This is a genomic window from Vreelandella sp. GE22 (assembly GCF_968212445.1).
Window position 1 is genome coordinate 1897427 of record NZ_OZ309110.1, and the last position, 18738, is coordinate 1916164.

The following is an 18738-nucleotide window of genomic DNA, read 5'->3' on the forward strand; positions in this document are numbered from 1 at the left end:
TGGCGCGCTTTCCCTTATGTTCGCTCAAGCGTTCTATACTGATGTTCGTCTAATGAATGCTTGGACTTTTCTTCTTTTAGGAGGTGGGTATGTCGGCAGGTATGGGTAAAACGCCCCGGGTTGCACTGGTCACGGGCACCAGCAGCGGCATTGGTGCAAGCGTGGTCGAACACTTTTGCCAACTGGGCTATCAGGTGCTGGCGGTAGACTTCAACGCCCAGGGCGAGAAAACGGCCAGCCAACAGGGCGCGGCGTTTTTCCAGGCCGACTTGACCGGCGCCCAGGCGTGCAAGGACGCGGTGAAAGAGGCGATCAAACGCTTTGGCCGGGTCGATATTCTGGTCAACAACGCCGGCATACAGCACGTCAGCGACATCGAATCGTTTCCCGAGCAGAAGTGGCGCGCCATCATGGATTTGATGGTCACCGCGCCGTTTTTGCTCACCCAGGCCGTGTGGCCCTCCATGCGTGAAAACGGCTGGGGGCGGATCATCAATATCGCCTCGATTCACGCCCACGTGGCCTCGCCTGGTAAGGTCGCCTACGTGACCGCCAAGCACGGGCTGATCGGCATGACCAAAACCGCCGCGCTGGAAGGCGGCGAGCAGGGTATTACCGCCAACGCGGTGTGTCCGGCCTACGTCAAAACCCCGCTGGTGGATAACCAGATCGCCGATCAGGCGAAGCTCAACAAGATGGACGAGCAAGAGGTGATCGAAAAGATCATGCTCAAGGATGCCGCCGTGAAGCGCCTGGTCGAACCCAGCGAGGTCGCCCAACTGGTGAACTACCTTGCTTCCGACGCCGCGGGCGCCATCACCGGCTCGAGTTTCAATATCGACCTTGGCTGGACGGCGCACTGATGCGAACGGCGGCTCTTGGGTGTCTCGATCCTAGCGCTTGACCGGGCGTTTTTGCAGCTTGCGCTGAAGCGTGCGCCGGTGCATACCCAGTGCCCGGGCCGTGGCGGAAATATTGCCGTCGTGCTCTTGCAACACTTTTTGAATGTGCTCCCAGGTGATCCGGTTGATCGACGGCGGGTTGTCGGCCAGTTCGATGTCCGGGTCGCCGCCTTCGTGCTCGAAGGCGGCGATCACGTCGTCGGCGTCCACGGGTTTACATAGGTAGTGTAGCGCGCCGAGCTTGATCGCCTCGACGGCGGTGGCGATGCTCGAGTAGCCGGTCAGCACCACGACCCGGCAGGCGGGCACGATGGCGAGCAACTCCGGCAAGAGCTTGAGTCCGGAGCTTTGTTCGAGTTTCAAATCGAGGGTGGCCATGGTCGGGGCGAACACGGCTGCGATCTGAAGCGCCTGTTCGGCGTCGTGGGCTACCTGCACTTCATAGCCCCGGCGGGTCAGCGCGCGGCTCAACACATGGCAAAACACGTCGTCGTCGTCCACGATCAAAAGGCGCTGGTCTTGAGTCGGCATGGTCTTCTCGCTGTTTATCGGTGGGCGGCGCTATTTCTCGGGGGCATCGCTTCTGGGCAACGTGACCTCGGTGAGCGTTCCGCCTTCAGGGTGATTATAGAGGCTGACGCCGCCGCCGAATCGGTTGATGGTGGCATGGGTTAAAAATAGCCCAATGCCCATGCCTTTGCTCTTGGTCGAAACGAAGGTGTCGCCGAGCTGGTCGGCAATCGACATGGCGATCCCCGGGCCGTGGTCGCGAATATCGATCACCACGTTCTCTTCGTTCCAGTCCAGACGTACGTTCACCTGCTCCGGGTGGGCGTCGGCGGCATTGTTCAAAAGGTTGGTCAGCGCCTGGTCCAGGGTGGCATCGACCAAAAGCCAGGGGCGGCTTCGCCGGCTTTGCACCTCTAACTGATGGGTGACATCCGGGCGGATGACCAGCCAACGCTGGAGGACGCTCGAGAGCCACTCTTCGGCGTCGAACACCTCCGGCTCTGCCATGCGCCGCCGGTCGGCGTTGGTGACCAAATTCTGAAGGCGGGATTTACATACGTCGACCTGCTGGCGCAAAAGTTTTATATCGGCTTGAAGCGGCGAGTCGGCAGTGGTTTCCGCCTCCATCTCCTTGAGCAGCACCGCCATGGTGGAAAGGGGCGTACCCAGTTCGTGGGCGGTACCTGCCGCCTGGGTCGCAACGGCCAGCACCTGTTCGTTGCGAAGCGCCGCTTCACGGGTGCGTGAAAGCGCCTTGTCACGGCTTCTGAGCGCGTGGGCCATTTTGTAGATGAAAAACGTCACCAGCCCCGCCGAAAGGCCGAAGTTGAGCCACATGCCCAGTACGTGCAGGTTTAAAAGGCTGTCGCTGTCGATATGGCTCAACTGGGCGATAGGGTGGTAGACGACCATCAAGAAGCTGTAACCCGCCATCGCGCAGCCTGCGATGATCCAGGCGTGGCGCCAGGGCAGCGTAGCGGCGGCGATGGTCACTGGCACCAGGTAGTAGGTGATGAACGGGTTGGTCGAGCCGCCGGTAAAATAGAAAAGTAGCGTCAAGCCGGCAATGTCGGCCAGAAGGTGCAAAAGGTACTCGTGATGGCTCACCGCGCGGGGTCTGCCCAGTCGCCACCAGGTAATGATATTCAACAACCCCATGGCGATGACCACGCTGATGACCGCCGCGACTTCGAGCTCGAAGGCGAGAAATTCCACGCCAACGATGATCGCCAGCAAAAAGCCCGTCCAAGTAATGCCGCGCACGATCGTCAATCGGACCAGGTTGCGGTTGGGGGTGGAGAGCGGAAGTGGCAGGGCGGTTTGCATAGAGAGCTACTTGGTTAGGGCGTTAGCGCGACTGGGCACGGGACGTTTTGAAACCGTGAATGATGAACTTGATGAACAGCGTCATCACGTAGGTCAGCCACCCGGCGGTAGCCAGCAAGTTGAATACCAGTATCTTGGGTGGAAGCCAGGCACGGCCGACCAGTGCTTCCAGCAAAATATGCAGCAGCATGGCCAGCAGCAGCGGCAGCGCCAGGGTGTGAATCCACATGTCCGTGCGGCGTTTGCGCACGTGGTAGCGGCGCAGTAAAACGCGCATGGGCTTGTGCGCCCAGCTAAACAGCAAAAGCGCCCCCACCACGAACAGCATGGCAAGCGTGGGCTCGGTGCTGCCCCGGTGCACGGATGCCGAGATGGACCAGGCAAGCGCTAGCCACATCAGCCCTTCAATGCTGGTGAGAATGTCGGCGTAGCGTCTGACGTTTTGCATAGTCGGCCAAAATCCTTGAGCGGGTTATAAAGCCGCCATGATACGACACTTGTAAAGCGCTGTGGACGTTGCGCGCGATTTACCGGCTGGATTTAACCCGTCCGGCGTTCAGGTATACTGACCGAAAGCGCCTTCAAACCCACCGCTGATACAGGATTGACCGTGGACTCTATTACGCTGACCCGCCCCGACGACTGGCATCTTCACTTGCGCGATGACGAAGTGCTGAGCGCGGTCGTCAATCACACCGCCGCGCAAATGGGGCGTGCCATCATCATGCCCAATTTGAAGCCCCCGGTCACCACCACTGATCAGGCGCTCGCCTACCGTGAACGCATCCTGGCGGCGCTGGCGCCAGGTAGTCAGTTCGAGCCGTTGATGACGCTTTATCTCACCGACACCACCACTGCCGGGGAGATCGAAAAGGCGCACCAAAGCGGTGTGGTCAAGGCGGTGAAACTGTACCCGGCCGGGGCGACCACCAACTCGGCCTCCGGCGTTACCGATATTACCCACTGCGATGCGGCTATTGGCGCGATGGCAAGGCTCGGGTTGCCGCTTCTGATTCACGGTGAAGTGACCGACAGCGACATCGATATCTTCGACCGGGAAGCCGCGTTCATCGAGCGCGTGTTGAAGCCGCTACTAAAACGCCACCCTTCGCTCAAGGTGGTGTGCGAGCACATCACTACCCAGCAGGCCGCCGAATTCGTCGCTAATGGCCCGGGTAACCTGGCGGCCACGATCACCGCGCATCATCTGCTGTTCAATCGCAACAAGATGCTCGCCGGCGGCATTCGCCCACACTACTACTGCCTGCCGATTCTCAAGCGCGAGCGGCACCGCCAGGCGCTGTTGCAAGCCGCCACCAGCGGCAGCCCAAAGTTCTTTCTGGGCACGGATAGCGCCCCCCACGAGAAGGGTGACAAGGAGTCGAGCTGTGGCTGTGCGGGGGCCTACACGGCGCCGGCCGCCCTCGAGCTATACGCCATCGCCTTCGAAGAGGCGGGGGCGCTTGGCAAGCTCGAGGCCTTTGCCAGCCTGAACGGCCCGCGCTTTTACGGGCTGGCGCCCAATACCGATACCGTCACCCTCGAGCGCCGCCCGCAGGTGCTACCGGCAAGCTACGCATACGGTGACAACCGCTCGATCGTACCGCTAATGGCCGAGGAGACGCTTGAGTGGTCCCTCAAGGGGTGACGAGTACCCTCGCTTGATTGGAACGGAGCCTTTTGGCTCCGTTTTTCGTTGTAAGGCGCCTCATAGACCTGCTTGAAGCGCTCGTTGTTAGAAGGCGCCAGATTCTGGTTCGTCCAAGCGGTTGTCTTGCGCGCATATTAATGTTTATATATTGAGATATTTCTATATATAGGTGAATAAGCATGTCCGTTAATCCAGAAACTCTCGCCGCGCCGCTTTTCGAACCCTTCGATCTTGGCTCGCTCAGCCTGGCGAATCGTATCGTCATGGCGCCGATGACGCGTAACCAATCGCCGGGTGGCGTACCCACGGAAGAGGTCGCGGCCTACTATAAAAGCCGCGCCGCCGGGGGTGTTGGCCTGATCATCACCGAGGGCACCTATATAGACCATCCCGGCGCCAACGGCTACCCGGCGGTGCCGGCGTTTCATGGCGACCAAGCGCTGGCCGGTTGGCAGCGCGTGGTCGAAGACGTTCACGCCGCTGGCGGTAAAATCGTACCCCAGCTTTGGCACGTAGGTCGCGAGCGCCGTCCGGGGGTCGAGCCCCAAACCAGCGTGCCGGGTTTCGGCCCCATGTCGATCGTCGAAAACGACCTGGAAGTCGTCGAAGCGATGACCGAGGACGACATGCAAGATGTCGCCGCCTCTTTTGCCCGGGCGGCGATGGATGCCCAGCGCATCGGCTTTGATGGTGTTGAGCTTCACGGCGCCCACGGCTACCTGATCGACCAGTTTCTGTGGCCGGAGAGCAACCAGCGCACCGACGCCTACGGCGGCAGCCTTGAAAACCGGCTACGTTTTCCGCGCATGATCGTACGTGCGGTGCGTGAAGCGGTAGGGCCGGACTTCCCGATCATCTTCCGTTTCTCGCAGTGGAAGCTTTCCGATTACACGGCCATCATCGCCGAAACCCCCGAGGCGCTTGGCGAGCTCTTGAAGCCGCTGGCCGATGACGGCGTGGATATATTCCATGTCAGCACCCGCCGGGTGTGGGAGCCGGGCTTTACGGGTAGCGAGAAGACCCTGGCCACCTGGACCCGTGAGCTAACCGGTAAGCCGGTGATCGCTGTGGGTAGCGTAGGGCTCGATCGGACCTTCCGGACCGGTCACTTTACGCGTACCGAAGACCCGACTTCCAAGAGCCGGGTGAACGTGGCCGAGCTTGCCGAGTGGCGTGCCAAGGGGCACTTCGATCTGATCGCCATTGGCCGCGCGCTGCTCTCCGACCCGCAGTGGGCCAACAAGGTAGAGCAGGGTCGCCTGGACGAGCTTTCGGACTTCGATAGCGCCGCCCTCGACTCCCTGGTCCGTTAAGTCGAGACCAAAGAGCGCCTCGGCAGTATGGCGTTAAACGCGTATACTGATCAGGCTTTCGCCACTGGCCGTGATCATGGATATTAATACCGTTTTAAGCGCGCTGGCGAACCCGGTGCGCCTCGACATACTGACCTGGCTGAAAGAGCCGGAGCGTCATTTTCCGGCTCAGAAAGAGACCGCGCCCCAGGGCGGTGTGTGTGTCAGTCATATTCGCGAAAAGGCCGGTCTTTCGCAGCCGACCATTTCGCTCTATCTTTCCACACTCGCCCGCGCGGGGCTGGTCTCTTCGCAGCGGGTGGGGCAGTGGACCTACTACTGCTACGAACGCGAAGTCGCGGATGCTTTCCTGCATGCGCTGCAAGAGCGGCTATGAAAAAAGCGCCTGCCAACCGGCAGGCGCTTTTTTGTTAAGATAAAACGGCGAGGCCGCCCGGCCGCGCCGCTTGATAAAGCCATTCGATAAAACCATTCGATAAAACCATTTGATAAAACCATGGAGTTACGGCTTTCGCTGCCCCAGCGTTTGCAGCATCTGGTCGACCATACGCGAAGAGTGGGCGGCCGCGACTTCCAGAAACTGTTCGAAGGAGAGGTGGTTGTCGCCGGCCCCGGGAATATCGGACAGCGCGCGAATCACCACGAAAGGGCAGCCGTAGAGGTGGCAGGTCTGGGCGATCGCCGCCGCTTCCATTTCAACGGCCAGCATGGTGGGAAACAGCGCGCGGGTGGCTGCCACTCGCGCAGGGTCGGCCATGAAGGCGTCGCCGGTGGCGATCAACCCTTCGCGCACATTCACCTCGCCCAGTGTCTTGATGGCTTGTTTGGCGATATCGCCCAGGTGGGTATCGGCGATATATGCCGCCGGCATCCCCGGTACCTGGCCGATTTCATAGCCAAAGACCACCGCGTCGACATCGTGGTGGCGTACCTCGCTCGAGATGATGATATCGCCGATATCCAGATCCTCGGCAAAACCGCCCGCCGAACCCGTATTGATGATCGCATCCGGCTGATAGCGCTCGAGTAGCACCGCCGTGCCCACCGCAGCGTTGACTTTGCCAATGCCGGACTGAAGCACGATCACTTCGAGCCCATAACGCGTGCCGCTATAGAATACGAAGCCCGCGTGATCGACACGCTCGGCGTTTTCGAGCTGACCTGCCAGCGTTTTAACTTCTTGCGCCATTGCGCCGATAATTCCAATGCGTTGCACCCGGCGTACCCCCTTTCGATTGAATGTAGACGGTTTTGGTTATGTTAAGCGTCGTGAGCCTCGGCGGCTTCGAGCGTGTTCTCGAGCAGAGTGGCCACGGTCATCGGTCCCACGCCGCCGGGTACCGGGGTAATAAAGCTGGCGCGCTCGGCAGCGGTTTCAAAGTCCACGTCGCCAATGAGCTTACCGTCTTCCTGGCGGTTGATGCCCACATCGATCACCACCGCCCCAGGCTTGATCCATTCGCCCTTGACGAGCCCGGGCTTGCCTACGGCCACGATGAGCAAATCAGCGCGGCTTACGTGGGCCTCGAGATTTTGGGTGAAGCGGTGGCACACGGTCGTCGTACAGCCGGCCAGCATCAGCTCCATCGACATGGGGCGGCCCACAATATTGGAGGCGCCAACGATCGTGGCGTCGAGCCCGCGTACGTCGATACCACTTTCGCTCAATAGCGTCATGACGCCCTTCGGCGTACAAGGGCGAAGAGCAGGGCTACGTTGCGCTAGCCGGCCCAGGTTGTAAGGGTGAAAACCGTCGACATCCTTGTCCGGGCGGATACGTTCGAGAATGGGGCGAGCGTCCATGTGTTCAGGAAGCGGCAATTGCACCAGAATGCCGTCTACCCTCGGGTCGTCGTTTAGCTGGTCGACCAGCGCCTCGAGCTCGTCTTGAGGCGTGTCGGTGGGTAGTGCGTGCTGAAAAGACAAAATGCCCGCCTGGTCGCAGGCGCGGTGTTTGTTGTTAACGTACACATGAGAGGCCGGGTCATCGCCAACCACAACCACGGCTAATCCGGGGGCGCGAGCACCGGCCTGTAAACGGGCGGCGGTTTTCTCGGCAACACGATGGCGGACATTAGCGGCGATGGTTTTGCCATCGATGAGTTGGGCGGTCATGTAATGAGGTCCCTATGGAGGTGATGAGCGGGTCAAAAGGCCGATATGAGGTTGGCATACCAGCGAATCGCCAATTTTCGCATGTTGGGCCTGGCAGGCAAAGCGGCCAAGGCCTTAAAGCCTTTAAGTGTTGACTTTAAAATTAAAAATAGTAGTATATGCCTCGCTTGAGACGGGCTAAGCAGTAGCGTCAAAGGTAGTCATCGGGATGTAGCGCAGTCTGGTAGCGCGCCTGCTTTGGGAGCAGGATGTCGGGGGTTCGAATCCCTCCATCCCGACCACGTACCTCGCGCGGAAGATGGCAACTTGCTTTTCCAGGCGTTGGTTGTGGTCAAGTGCTCATCGGTGTTCGGTATCAGGAATGCTTTATGTGCGCCCATAGCTCAACCGGATAGAGCAACGGCCTTCTAAGCCGTAGGTTGCGGGTTCAAGTCCTGCTGGGCGCGCCATCGAAGTATGGCCGCAGCTGCTAAGCGCAGGCGTCGCGTTTGTTCGGTAATCAATGGTGGATGTAGCTCAGTGGTAGAGCCCCGGATTGTGGCTCCGGTGGTCGTGGGTTCGATCCCCATCATCCACCCCATTGATACGCAACGCGTGGTAGTAGCAAATTAGTAATAAAGTAGTACTAATAAAGTAGTACTAATAAAGTAGTAGCAACACAGTAGTAGCAGTAAAGCAGTAGTAATAAGCTTTCAGGTTGTGGTGGATGTAGCTCAGTGGTAGAGCCCCGGATTGTGGCTCCGGTGGTCGTGGGTTCGATCCCCATCATCCACCCCATTAACCTTTCCCTTCTTGTTTCTCTATCCTTTCTTCTTTTAGTTCGTTTCCTTACCCTATCGAATTCTTGCTTCAAGCATACTAAACGGCTTGTAGTCTTTTCTGCGTTCTGCGTTCTGCGTTCTGCGTTCTGCGTTCTGCGTTCTGCTGCGCTTGAAATCTCCCCTTCGAATCGACGTATCCAAACGTGGCAGGCGATTTTGCTGTCGCTCATATTTTAACGATAAAAAAATCTGCTTATTTGGTTTCTACCGTAATTCATGCTGTTTATTGTCTCCAATACAGTGGTTATTACTATATTAAAGCTTCCTGAGCAGTGGTATTTTCTCCTGATACTTTCAGTACTTTATACCTATAAAGAGGAGCGTTTAAATGGGCCAGCGGCGTATTGCGGTGCTCGGAGCAGGCATGGTCGGTGTGAGTATCGCCTGGCACCTTCAAAAGCGGGGCTACCAGGTAACGCTCATCGACCGGCGGGAGCCCGGGCGCGAAACCTCCTACGGTAATGCGGGTATCATTCAGCGCGAAGCCGTTAGGCCTTATGCCTTCCCCCGGGATATGAAAACCATTTTGAGCGTGCTGCCCAACAAGCGGGTCGATATCCGCTACCGCCCCGGTGGCATGCTCAATGCGTTCTCGCCGCTTTTAAGCTACTGGCATCATTCATCGGCCAGGCTTTATAAAAAGATCGTTCCCGAGTATGCCTCGATCATTAAGCTCTGCCTCGACGCTCACGGGCCGATGATCGAAGCGGCCAACGCAAGTCACCTGGTGCGCCGCGAAGGCTGGCTCGAGATTTACCGCACCAAAGCGAAGCTAGCCAAGCGTATCGAGGAAGCAAAAGAGGCGCGCGAGCGGTTCGATGTACGGTTCGACGTCCTGGACCGCGCCGCTCTCGAGCAAAAAGAGCCGGACATCGGTCGAGATATCATCGGTGCCATCCACTGGCTGGACCCCTGGACCGTTGCCGACCCGGGGGCGCTGGTAGCGGCCTATGCGGATTCCTTCGTCGAGCTGGGCGGGCGTATCCTGCAGGCGGATATCGAGAGTGTCGATAAAGACGGGGAAGGCTTCAAGGTGGTGGCTGGTCAGCAAACGCTGACACCGGAGGATGTGGTCATGGCGCTGGGGCCTTGGGCGGGCAAGTGGGCATCAACGCTTGGCTATAATATCCCCACCTTCGTCAAGCGCGGCTATCACATGCACTACGCCACGAAGCCCGGTGCGAAGCTCAACTACTGGCTGATGGACGCCGAGGTGGGGTATTTGCTGGCGCCAATGAATGCGGGCGTGCGCCTGACCACCGGCGCCGAGCTCGACCGGCTGGAGTCACCGGCCGACGAGCACCAGCTTGGCGCCGCAGAAAAAGTGGCCCTAAAGGTTTTTCCGCTAGGCGAGCGCAGCGAAGAGGCGGCCTGGAAGGGCGCCCGGCCGTGCCTGCCGGACATGAAGCCGATTATCGGCCCGGCGCCGCGTCATGAAGGACTTTGGTTCGCTTTCGGCCATGGCCACCAGGGCTTTACCCTGGGCCCGGCGACGGGCTCGCTACTGGCCGACCTGATGGAAGGCAAGCCCACGGCGATCGATATGGCCCCGTTCAGGGCCGACCGCTTTTAGATGGATTATAAAACTCATCCTTTACTGGTGAGATCAGTGAGCTTTTGCTACGCTTTGACACAGGTTTTACAAATCGTGATTTCAACCCAGCAGTACGCTCAAGGAATCAGGAACTCAACGTGAGGTGAGATTATGGATGTCGCAGCGAGCCATGCCGTTAGCCAAGCGCTTTATATGAATCAGGCGCAAACCGCCGAGCAGGCCCAGATGGAGCTTTTCCGTCAGGCGCTGGATATACAGTCCCAGCAGGTCACGGAGGTATTGGCCGGTGCCGACCTTCAGGCCCAGCCGGATTTGGCCCGAGAAGGCACACTCGGTACGCAGGTCAACACCTTCGCCTGATGCATTCGAGCCATTCACTGCAAAGAGTCGCCGCTGGCGGCTCTTTTTTTGTGCTCAACATTTTTGTGCTTAACCCGGCCTGGCGGCGCTGCTTTTTTAAAGGGCGTGGCACCGGCCCCGCCAGAACGTTACAATCCCGGCCATTGTGACTCACTCAGCCAGAGCCGTTCGGCGCTTTGCACATCGCTGAGTATCAATTTTATAGAGGCAAGATGAAAGAGACTCAGTTAGCCCAGGAAGCGGAACTACGGCGCACCTTCGCGATCATTTCGCACCCTGATGCGGGCAAGACCACGATCACCGAGAAAATGCTGCTGTTCGGTAACGCCATTCAGATGGCGGGCTCGGTCAAAAGCAAGCGTAACGACCGCCATGCGACCTCCGACTGGATGAAGATGGAGCAGGAGCGCGGTATCTCGGTCACGACCTCGGTGATGCAGTTCCCTTACAACGGGCGCATCGTCAACCTGCTCGACACCCCAGGCCACGAGGATTTCTCCGAAGATACCTACCGTACGCTGACGGCGGTCGATTCCGCCTTGATGGTGATCGACGGCGCCAAGGGTGTCGAGGACCGCACCATCAAGCTGATGGAAGTATGTCGGCTGCGTACCACGCCGATTTTGACCTTCATCAATAAGATGGACCGGGACATTCGCGACCCGATCGAAGTGATGGATGAAGTCGAGACCGTACTCAACATTCAGTGCGCGCCGATGACCTGGCCGATTGGCATGGGGCGTCACTTCAAGGGGGTGTATCACCTCTATAACGACGTGATTCACCTCTATACCCAGGGCCAGGGTAACCGCATTTCTGAAGACAAGCGCATCGAAGGTCTGGATAACCCGGACGTGGAGGTGCTGTTGGGCGAAGAGCAGGCCGAAGAGCTGCGTATGGAGATCGAGCTGGTCCGTGGCGCCTCTCACGAATTCGATCTCGACGCCTACCGGCGCGGTGAGCTCTCGCCGGTCTATTTCGGTACCGCCATGGGGAACTTCGGCGTGCGCGAAATGCTCGACGGCTTCGTCGAGTACGCCCCGCCGCCCCAGCCGCGGGACACCGATGCCCGGGAAGTCGTCGCCTCGGACGAGCGCTTTTCCGGCTTCGTGTTCAAGATCCAGGCGAACATGGACCCGAACCACCGCGACCGCATCGCGTTTTTGCGGGTGTGCTCGGGCAAATACGAAAAGAACATGAAGATGCGCCACGTGCGTATTGGCAAGGACGTCAAAATCGCCGACGCCTTGACCTTCATGGCCTCGGACCGCTCCCAGGTGGAAGAAGCCTGGCCTGGCGATATCATCGGCCTACACAACCACGGTACGGTGCAAATCGGTGATACCTTCACGGTGGGTGAAGACATGCGCTTCACCGGTATTCCGCACTTTGCCCCGGAGCTTTTCAAGCGCGTACGTCTGAAAGATCCGCTTAGAATGAAGGCGCTGCAAAAAGGGTTGCAGCAGCTCTCCGAAGAGGGCGCGACCCAGGTCTTCATGCCCATGGACAACAATGACCTGATCCTGGGTGCGGTGGGTACCCTGCAGTTCGACGTGGTCGCCCACCGGCTCAAGGAGGAGTACAAGGTCGACTGTATTTATGAAGGCGTGAACGTGCAAACCGCGCGCTGGGTGTATTGCGAAGATGCCAAGATGCTCGAGGAGTTCAAGCGTAAGGCCAGCACCAATTTGGCCATCGACGGCGGCGGTTATTTGACCTACATCGCCCCGACTCGGGTCAATCTGCAGATGACCCAGGAGCGTTGGCCGGACATTCGCTTCCAGCCCACCCGCGAGCACTAAGCGCGTATCTCCCAAGTGCCGCTGGCTTAAAAGCCGGCGGCGCTTTGATCGATTCAACCCATAAGGCTTGCCGATAGCTGCTCCGGGTCCAGGCGTTCGACCGGGTAGGGCGGCTCTTCGAGTGTGACCGGCTTATCACTCCAGCTTAGCGCAAGCGGCGTTTCGATCGCCTTGGTGGCCACCACCGCGAGTAACTCCACTTGATGCTGGCCGCTAAAGGCGCTGTTCACCACTTCGCCCAGGCTTTTGCCATTTTCATCGATAAGTGAATCGGTCACGCCGGGCAGTACGTCGCTTTCAAGGCGTGCGCGTACAAGGCGCTTTTTCACCTGACCGCGAAAGTGCGCGCGGGCCACCACTTCCTGGCCGGTATAGCAGCCTTTTTTGAAGCTGATACCGCCAAGTGCTTCCCAGTTGATCATCTGGGGCAGGAAGTGATCTTCCTGGGCTTCGGTCAGCCAGGCAAGACCGCTTCGAATATCCGCCAACTGCCAGTCGTTTTGAAGGGTTTCATCCGCTGGCGCTTCGCTTTCATCTTCTTGCAGGCCCAGCACGTAGCGCTCCTCGCCCGGCAGACGCAGTATCGAGGCTTTTTCATCGCCGGTGTGCAGGTAGGCGCTCTCGGGCAAGGCAAGGCCTGCTTTTTTTGCCCACTCCCGGGTTTTGTCCGGCCCAGCGCCTACCAGTGTAAGCCTGGTGTTGACGCTAAGTTCGGTTTGGTAGAACACCGCAAACTTTTTGAGATGCTCGGCAAGTTTTTCGACGAGGCTTTCGCTGACCAGCAGTCTAAAGTGATGCTCGGCGACTCTTAAGAGCTGACCATTGGCGATGATGCGCCCCTTGGGCGTACAAAAGCAGGTGAGTGGTGCGAAATGGCCGTTCGCCAGGCTCACCTGGGCGCTGGTTTGCCCCTGTAGAAACTTCTCGGCGTTCTCACCTTTGATATCCAGCGCGCCTAGGTGATCCAGACGTACGTCGCCGTTGAAGGAGGGGGACTGTTCGGTTGCCATAAAAGCTCCACTAGCAGGGTTGTGCGTTCGCTCTAGCGTAACACTGTTGGTCTGCAGGTGAGGGCTCGAAGTCGCAATTGCAAGGCAGCGGCGGCGTGCTAGACTTCTCGGTCTGTATCAGTTTTGCATAGGTTAGCGGGCGCCCGGCGCCGGTTTCAAAAGAAGGATGTGTCATGGCTTACCAATCCCTGAACTTCAAAGGTGTACGAAACGCCGATGAAGTGAACAAGATTACGACCGCACTGATGATGCTCGACGGCGTGGAGAGCGCCGAGGTCGGGCGTCATGGCGCGGAGGTCGAAGGGCGTGCAAGCCATCAAACGCTTATCAAGGCGGTCAAGGATCTAAAGCTCAACATCGAGGTCTCCTAATGCATCAGCCCATCACCCTTATCAGCGAGCGCAATAAAACCTTCAGGCAGCGAATCGAGGTCGAGGACATCGAAGCGCTCTACGCCGACGCGCCCGCGCCGATGGGAGGCGATGGGCAGGACCCGGACCCGCACGACTACTTCGATATGGCGCTGGGTAGCTGTAAGGCCATCACCGTGCAGATGTACGCCAAGCGCAAGGAGTGGCCGCTGGAAGGGATCACGGTGACGGTAGCGCGGGACGAAAGCCAGGAGCGCCAGGGGCAGTACTCTCTCGACGTTCATCTCGAGCTTCACGGTCCTCTCGACGAGGCAATGCGCGCAAAACTTTTGGATATCAGCGAGCGCTGCCCGGTGCAGCGGCTCATGACCCAGGCCACCGTGACCATCAATACGCAGTTGACTTCCCCCGGCCAGCACGCGGGCGAATAACGATTTTTCCAGATTGGAGTAACGATGAGCAGAGAGTTCCGGCTAACGTCGAAGTTCGAACCCGCGGGTGATCAGCCGACCGCCATCAAAGGCTTAATCAGCGGGCTCGAGTCGGGGCTTGCCCATCAGACGCTACTGGGTGTGACCGGGTCGGGCAAGACGTTCACCATGGCCAATATCGTGCAGCAGTTGCAGCGCCCGACCATTGTTATGGCCCCCAACAAGACGCTGGCCGCCCAGCTTTACGGGGAGTTCAAGGCGTTCTTCCCGGATAACGCCGTCGAATACTTCGTCTCCTACTACGATTATTACCAGCCCGAAGCCTACGTTCCTTCCTCGGATACGTTCATCGAGAAAGACGCCTCGATCAATGACCACATCGAGCAAATGCGTCTTTCCGCCACCAAGGCGCTGCTTGAGCGCCGCGACGCGCTGATCGTGGTATCCGTGTCGGCCATCTACGGTCTGGGCGACCCGGATCAGTACTTGAAGATGCGCCTGCACTTTACCCGGGGCGAGTTGATCGACCAGCGGGCGTTTCTGCGCCGCTTGGCCGAGCTTCAATATACCCGCAACGACATGGACTTTCGCCGCGGCACCTACCGGGTACGCGGCGACGTCATCGATATCTTCCCGGCGGATTCCGACGAGGAGGCGGTGCGCGTCGAGCTCTTCGACGACGAGATCGACTCCATCCGCCTGTTCGACCCGCTCACCGGCGATGTGCGCGGCCAAGTACCACGTATGACGATCTACCCCAAGTCCCACTACGTGACGCCGCGAGAGACGATTCTGGAAGCGATCGAGTCGATCAAGGCTGAGCTCAAGGAGCGCCTGGAGTGGCTTAGAAAGCACGAACGGCTGGTGGAAGCCCAGCGCCTGGAGCAGCGCACGCTCTACGATATCGAGATGATGCTGGAGCTTGGGTACTGCAACGGCATCGAGAACTACTCCCGCTATCTTTCCGGGCGCGACCCGGGCAATGCGCCGCCCACGTTCTTCGACTACCTGCCGGACGACGCACTGCTGTTCATCGACGAGTCCCACGTGAGCGTCCCCCAGGTGGGCGGCATGTACAAGGGTGACCGCTCGCGCAAGGAGACCCTGGTGGAGTACGGCTTCCGGCTGCCCTCGGCGCTGGATAACCGCCCCATGAAGTTCGAGGAGTGGGAATCGATCTCCCCGCAGACGATTTTCGTCTCGGCCACACCGGGTAAGTATGAAGCCGAGCATGCCGGCCAAGTGGTCGAGCAGGTGGTGCGGCCGACGGGGCTTCTCGATCCGGAAATCGAGGTGCGTCCGGCCAGCACCCAGGTGGACGACCTGCTCTCCGAGATCAACAAGCGTACTGCGGTGGGCGAGCGCGTGCTGGTCACCACGCTTACCAAGCGTATGGCAGAGGACCTGACCGAGTATCTGGACGATCACAGCATCCGCGTACGTTATTTGCACTCGGATATCGACACCGTCGAGCGGGTCGAGATCATTCGCGACCTGCGCCTGGGCAAGTTCGACGTACTGGTGGGCATCAACCTGCTGCGCGAGGGCCTGGATATTCCCGAAGTCTCGCTGGTGGCCATTCTCGATGCGGATAAAGAGGGCTTTTTGCGCGCCGAGCGCTCGCTCATTCAAACCATCGGCCGCGCCGCGCGTAATGCCCACGGCAAGGCGATTCTTTACGGCGATCGTATTACCGACTCCATGCGTCGTGCCATGGATGAAACCGAGCGCCGGCGTGCCAAGCAGATGGAGCACAACGAGGAGCACGGCATTACGCCGACCACCGTGACCCGCTCGGTGGCGGACATCATGGAAGCCGGCCAGGCGCCGGGGGCTAAAAAGACCAATGGCCGTCGCGGTTCGGACCGCAAGAAAAGCCAGCCCGTCGAGTACGACATTGCGAGCATGGGCCAGCAGGAGCTTACCGATGCGGTCAGCAAGCTCGAGGACGCGATGTTCGAAGCGGCCCAAAATCTGGAGTTTGAAGAGGCGGCGCGTCTGCGCGACCAGCTCAATCAAATGAAAGAGAAACAGCTGGTGCTAGGGTAGTCGTGCCGGAAGGTCCGGAAATCCGCCGCGCGGCGGACCGTATCGAAAAGCAGATAGGCGGCCGGGTAGTGGAAGAGGCCTGGTTCGCCTTTGACGAGCTCCAGGCCCAGGCCGACTCGCTGGTAGATGTGCGCGTCGACGCCGTCGAGACCCGGGGCAAGGCCATGCTGATTCGCTTTGCCAATGGGCGGGTGCTTTATTCGCATAATCAGCTATACGGCGTCTGGAAGCTTCACGCCGCCCACCAACCACCTCAAACCAAGCGCTCGCTGCGCGTACGCCTGATCGCCGAGGGAAGGGCGGCGAGCCTTTATAGCGCGTCGAGTATCGCGCTGCTCGAGCAAGACCGCCTCGACGAACATCCCTTTTTGGCACGCCTGGGCCCGGATCTGCTAAGTCAGAACGTATCCGCCACCGGGGTGGTCGAGCGCCTGGACGCTACCCGGTTTTATCGCAGAAGCCTGGGGGCGCTGCTGCTCGACCAGTCCCTGGTGGCGGGGCTTGGTAACTACCTGCGCTCGGAGATCCTGTTCTTTGCCGGGCTCAACCCCAAAACCCGACCGGCGGATTTAAGCGCTGACGCGCGCAAGACGCTGGCGCAGATCATCATCGATACCACCTGGCAAGCCTACCGCCAGGCCGGGGTCACCAATCGAGATGCCTGGATCGAACAGGCCAAAGCGGCCGGCGAAACACGGCGGCAGTGGCGTTTTAGTGTATTCGAGCGCGCCGGGCTCTCTTGCCACCGCTGTAGTGAGGTCATCGAGCGGCAGATGGTTGGCTCGCGCAGGCTTTACTGGTGCCCACACTGCCAGCCGGTTTCATGAATCCAAATTTATACCGTTATCTTGTTGGCTAAGCTAAAAGAATTGCCTCTGGAGTGATGTTGTCACCAAGCAGAGCTGCCGCGAATTATTCGATCGGGTATACTGCGCTTCGCCTAGACGGCTAACGGGATGCCAAAATCCTTTAGAAATAGCCGCTTGAATCGACCTATCAGGAGCCCGTTGTTCATGACCGTGATCAAACAGGACGACGTTATTCAAAGCGTTGCCGATGCCCTCCAGTACATCTCCTATTATCATCCGAAAGACTTTATCGACGCCATGGCGGCCGCCCATGAACGTGAAGAGAACCCGGCCGCGAAGGATGCCATCGCTCAGATTCTGATCAATTCACGCATGTGTGCGACCGGACATCGGCCGATTTGTCAGGATACCGGCATCGTAACCGTGTTCGTTCACGTCGGCATGAACGTGTCCTGGCAGGCGGACATGAGCCTGGATGATATGGTCAATGAAGGCGTTCGCCGGGCCTATCTTCTGCCCGATAACGTGCTGCGCGCCTCGGTGCTGGCCGACCCGGACGGCAAGCGCCAGAACACCAAGGACAATACGCCCGCGATCATTCACCACAAGATCGTTCCCGGCGATAAGGTCGATATCCACGTAGCGGCGAAGGGCGGCGGTAGCGAAGCGAAATCCAAGTTCGCCATGCTGAATCCTTCGGACAGCGTCGTCGATTGGGTGCTCGAGCAGTTGCCAAAAATGGGCGCCGGCTGGTGCCCGCCGGGGATGCTAGGCATCGGGATTGGCGGTACGGCGGAAAAAGCCATGGAGATCGCCAAGGAAGCGCTGCTCGATCCCATCGATATTCAGGACTTGCAGGCGCGCGGTGCAAGCAACCGCGCCGAGGAGCTGCGCCTGGAGCTTTTCGATAAGGTCAATAAAACCGGCATCGGCGCCCAGGGCCTGGGCGGTTTGACCACGGTGCTCGATATCAAGGTCAAGGATTACCCGACCCACGCAGCCAACAAACCGGTAGCGATCATCCCCAACTGCGCGGCCACACGCCACGCCCATTTCACCCTCGACGGCTCGGGCCCGGTGGCCTTGAAGGCACCAAAGCTCGAGGACTGGCCCGAGATCACCCGCGAAGTGGGTGACAACGTCAAGCGGGTCAATCTCGACACCGTCACCGCTCAGGAGGTCAAAACCTGGCAGCCCGGCGACACGCTACTACTCAACGGCAAGCTTCTAACCGGCCGGGACGCGGCGCATAAGCGCATGACCGATATGATCGCCAAAGGCGAGCCGCTGCCGGTGGACATGAAAGGGCGCTTTATCTATTACGTCGGCCCGGTGGATCCGATCGGCGACGAAGTCGTGGGCCCGGCTGGCCCGACCACCGCGACACGCATGGACAAGTTCACTCGCACGATGCTCGAAGAGACCGGACTTCTAGGCATGGTGGGCAAGGCCGAGCGTGGCCAAGCGGCGATCGAGGCGATTCGTGACAACCAGGCGGTTTATCTAATGGCGGTGGGTGGCTCGGCTTATCTGGTCGCCCAGGCGATCAAGAAATCCCGCGTGGTGGGCTTCGAAGATCTGGGGATGGAAGCCATCTACGAGTTCGAGGTAGAGGATATGCCGGTCACGGTGGCGGTCGACACGCAAGGCACTTCGGTTCATCAGACCGGCCCGGCTAAATGGAAAGCAATTATTGCCGAAACCGCGTAAACT

At 59.2% G+C, this 18738-nt stretch carries 18 protein-coding genes and 4 tRNA genes; 16 read left to right on the top strand and 6 right to left on the bottom strand.

Going from position 1 to position 18738, the window contains the following annotated elements:
• The first annotated feature begins 89 nt into the window (after positions 1-89).
• Positions 90-863 carry a 3-hydroxybutyrate dehydrogenase gene (locus ACWHRL_RS09060; RefSeq protein WP_447896109.1) on the top strand — a complete coding sequence of 258 codons (774 nt, stop codon included), beginning with the start codon at positions 90-92 and terminating at the stop codon, positions 861-863.
• A gap of 30 nt (positions 864-893) precedes the next feature.
• Here the strand turns inward: ACWHRL_RS09060 and ACWHRL_RS09065 are convergent, their stop codons facing one another.
• From ACWHRL_RS09065 to ACWHRL_RS09075, 3 genes are read right to left on the bottom strand one after another with little or no spacing between them, the layout of a single operon-like run.
• A complete protein-coding gene (locus tag ACWHRL_RS09065; protein ID WP_447896110.1) occupies positions 894-1433 on the bottom strand; it encodes a response regulator transcription factor in 540 nt (179 codons plus the stop codon).
• 30 nt (positions 1434-1463) lie between these two features.
• Positions 1464-2738 carry an ATP-binding protein gene (locus ACWHRL_RS09070; protein ID WP_447896111.1) on the bottom strand — a complete coding sequence of 425 codons (1275 nt, stop codon included), beginning with the start codon at positions 2736-2738 and terminating at the stop codon, positions 1464-1466.
• A gap of 22 nt (positions 2739-2760) precedes the next feature.
• Positions 2761-3186, bottom strand: a complete 426-nt coding sequence (locus ACWHRL_RS09075) for a hypothetical protein (RefSeq protein ID WP_447528822.1) — start codon at positions 3184-3186, stop codon at positions 2761-2763.
• Between the two features lie 162 nt (positions 3187-3348).
• On the opposite strand from ACWHRL_RS09075, the gene pyrC reads away from it, so the two are divergent.
• The 3 genes from pyrC to ACWHRL_RS09090 all read left to right on the top strand — a co-directional run bounded on the left by pyrC (position 3349) and on the right by ACWHRL_RS09090 (position 6078).
• Entirely contained in the window at positions 3349-4386 is a 1038-nt protein-coding gene (gene pyrC, locus ACWHRL_RS09080; RefSeq protein WP_447896112.1) for a dihydroorotase, read from the top strand.
• A gap of 182 nt (positions 4387-4568) precedes the next feature.
• On the top strand, positions 4569-5702 hold the full coding sequence (locus ACWHRL_RS09085) for an NADH:flavin oxidoreductase (RefSeq protein WP_447896113.1): 1134 nt from the start codon (positions 4569-4571) through the stop codon (positions 5700-5702).
• 76 nt (positions 5703-5778) lie between these two features.
• A complete protein-coding gene (locus ACWHRL_RS09090; protein ID WP_447528825.1) occupies positions 5779-6078 on the top strand; it encodes an ArsR/SmtB family transcription factor in 300 nt (99 codons plus the stop codon).
• 126 nt (positions 6079-6204) lie between these two features.
• Here ACWHRL_RS09090 and mtnN read toward each other — a convergent pair whose 3' ends face one another.
• Together mtnN and folD are read right to left on the bottom strand one after the other, a co-directional pair.
• On the bottom strand, positions 6205-6918 hold the full coding sequence (mtnN, locus tag ACWHRL_RS09095; RefSeq protein ID WP_447896114.1) for a 5'-methylthioadenosine/S-adenosylhomocysteine nucleosidase: 714 nt from the start codon (positions 6916-6918) through the stop codon (positions 6205-6207).
• A 44-nt stretch (positions 6919-6962) separates the two neighbouring features.
• Positions 6963-7817, bottom strand: a complete 855-nt coding sequence (gene folD / locus ACWHRL_RS09100; protein ID WP_447528827.1) for a bifunctional methylenetetrahydrofolate dehydrogenase/methenyltetrahydrofolate cyclohydrolase FolD — start codon at positions 7815-7817, stop codon at positions 6963-6965.
• A 204-nt stretch (positions 7818-8021) separates the two neighbouring features.
• Here folD and ACWHRL_RS09105 point away from each other — a divergent pair.
• The 7 genes from ACWHRL_RS09105 (at position 8022) to ACWHRL_RS09135 (ending at position 12355) form a co-directional block, all read left to right on the top strand.
• Positions 8022-8098: transfer RNA gene (locus ACWHRL_RS09105), tRNA-Pro, on the top strand.
• A gap of 91 nt (positions 8099-8189) precedes the next feature.
• Positions 8190-8266: transfer RNA gene (locus ACWHRL_RS09110), tRNA-Arg, on the top strand.
• 56 nt (positions 8267-8322) lie between these two features.
• Positions 8323-8397 (top strand) — tRNA-His (locus ACWHRL_RS09115).
• 122 nt (positions 8398-8519) lie between these two features.
• A tRNA-His gene (locus ACWHRL_RS09120) sits at positions 8520-8594 on the top strand.
• A 372-nt stretch (positions 8595-8966) separates the two neighbouring features.
• Positions 8967-10211 carry an NAD(P)/FAD-dependent oxidoreductase gene (locus tag ACWHRL_RS09125; RefSeq protein WP_447896115.1) on the top strand — a complete coding sequence of 415 codons (1245 nt, stop codon included), beginning with the start codon at positions 8967-8969 and terminating at the stop codon, positions 10209-10211.
• A 132-nt stretch (positions 10212-10343) separates the two neighbouring features.
• Entirely contained in the window at positions 10344-10553 is a 210-nt protein-coding gene (locus ACWHRL_RS09130; RefSeq protein WP_447528829.1) for a putative motility protein, read from the top strand.
• Between the two features lie 212 nt (positions 10554-10765).
• Positions 10766-12355, top strand: a complete 1590-nt coding sequence (locus ACWHRL_RS09135; RefSeq protein ID WP_447896116.1) for a peptide chain release factor 3 — start codon at positions 10766-10768, stop codon at positions 12353-12355.
• Positions 12356-12408: 53 nt separating this feature from the next.
• On the opposite strand, the gene ygfZ is transcribed toward ACWHRL_RS09135, so the two are convergent.
• Positions 12409-13365 carry a CAF17-like 4Fe-4S cluster assembly/insertion protein YgfZ gene (gene ygfZ, locus ACWHRL_RS09140; protein WP_447896117.1) on the bottom strand — a complete coding sequence of 319 codons (957 nt, stop codon included), beginning with the start codon at positions 13363-13365 and terminating at the stop codon, positions 12409-12411.
• 173 nt (positions 13366-13538) lie between these two features.
• Here ygfZ and ACWHRL_RS09145 point away from each other — a divergent pair, with 173 nt between their 5' ends.
• From ACWHRL_RS09145 to ACWHRL_RS09165, 5 genes are all read left to right on the top strand, one after another.
• Complete coding sequence (locus tag ACWHRL_RS09145; protein WP_447528832.1) at positions 13539-13736, top strand: hypothetical protein; 198 nt, start codon at positions 13539-13541, stop codon at positions 13734-13736.
• Positions 13736-14167: an OsmC family protein gene (locus ACWHRL_RS09150; RefSeq protein WP_447528833.1), complete on the top strand. Its 432-nt coding sequence runs from the start codon at positions 13736-13738 to the stop codon at positions 14165-14167. Before ACWHRL_RS09145 ends, ACWHRL_RS09150 begins: the two co-directional genes overlap by 1 nt.
• Positions 14168-14191: 24 nt before the next feature.
• A complete protein-coding gene (gene uvrB / locus ACWHRL_RS09155) occupies positions 14192-16216 on the top strand; it encodes an excinuclease ABC subunit UvrB (protein WP_447896118.1) in 2025 nt (674 codons plus the stop codon).
• Between the two features lie 2 nt (positions 16217-16218).
• Positions 16219-17043 (top strand): endonuclease VIII, encoded by an 825-nt coding sequence (nei, locus tag ACWHRL_RS09160; RefSeq protein ID WP_447896119.1) that lies wholly within the window; start codon positions 16219-16221, stop codon positions 17041-17043.
• A 186-nt stretch (positions 17044-17229) separates the two neighbouring features.
• The gene (locus ACWHRL_RS09165) at positions 17230-18735 is read left to right on the top strand and encodes a fumarate hydratase (RefSeq protein ID WP_447896120.1); all 1506 of its coding nucleotides are present in this window, start codon (positions 17230-17232) and stop codon (positions 18733-18735) included.
• Positions 18736-18738 lie beyond the last annotated feature (3 nt).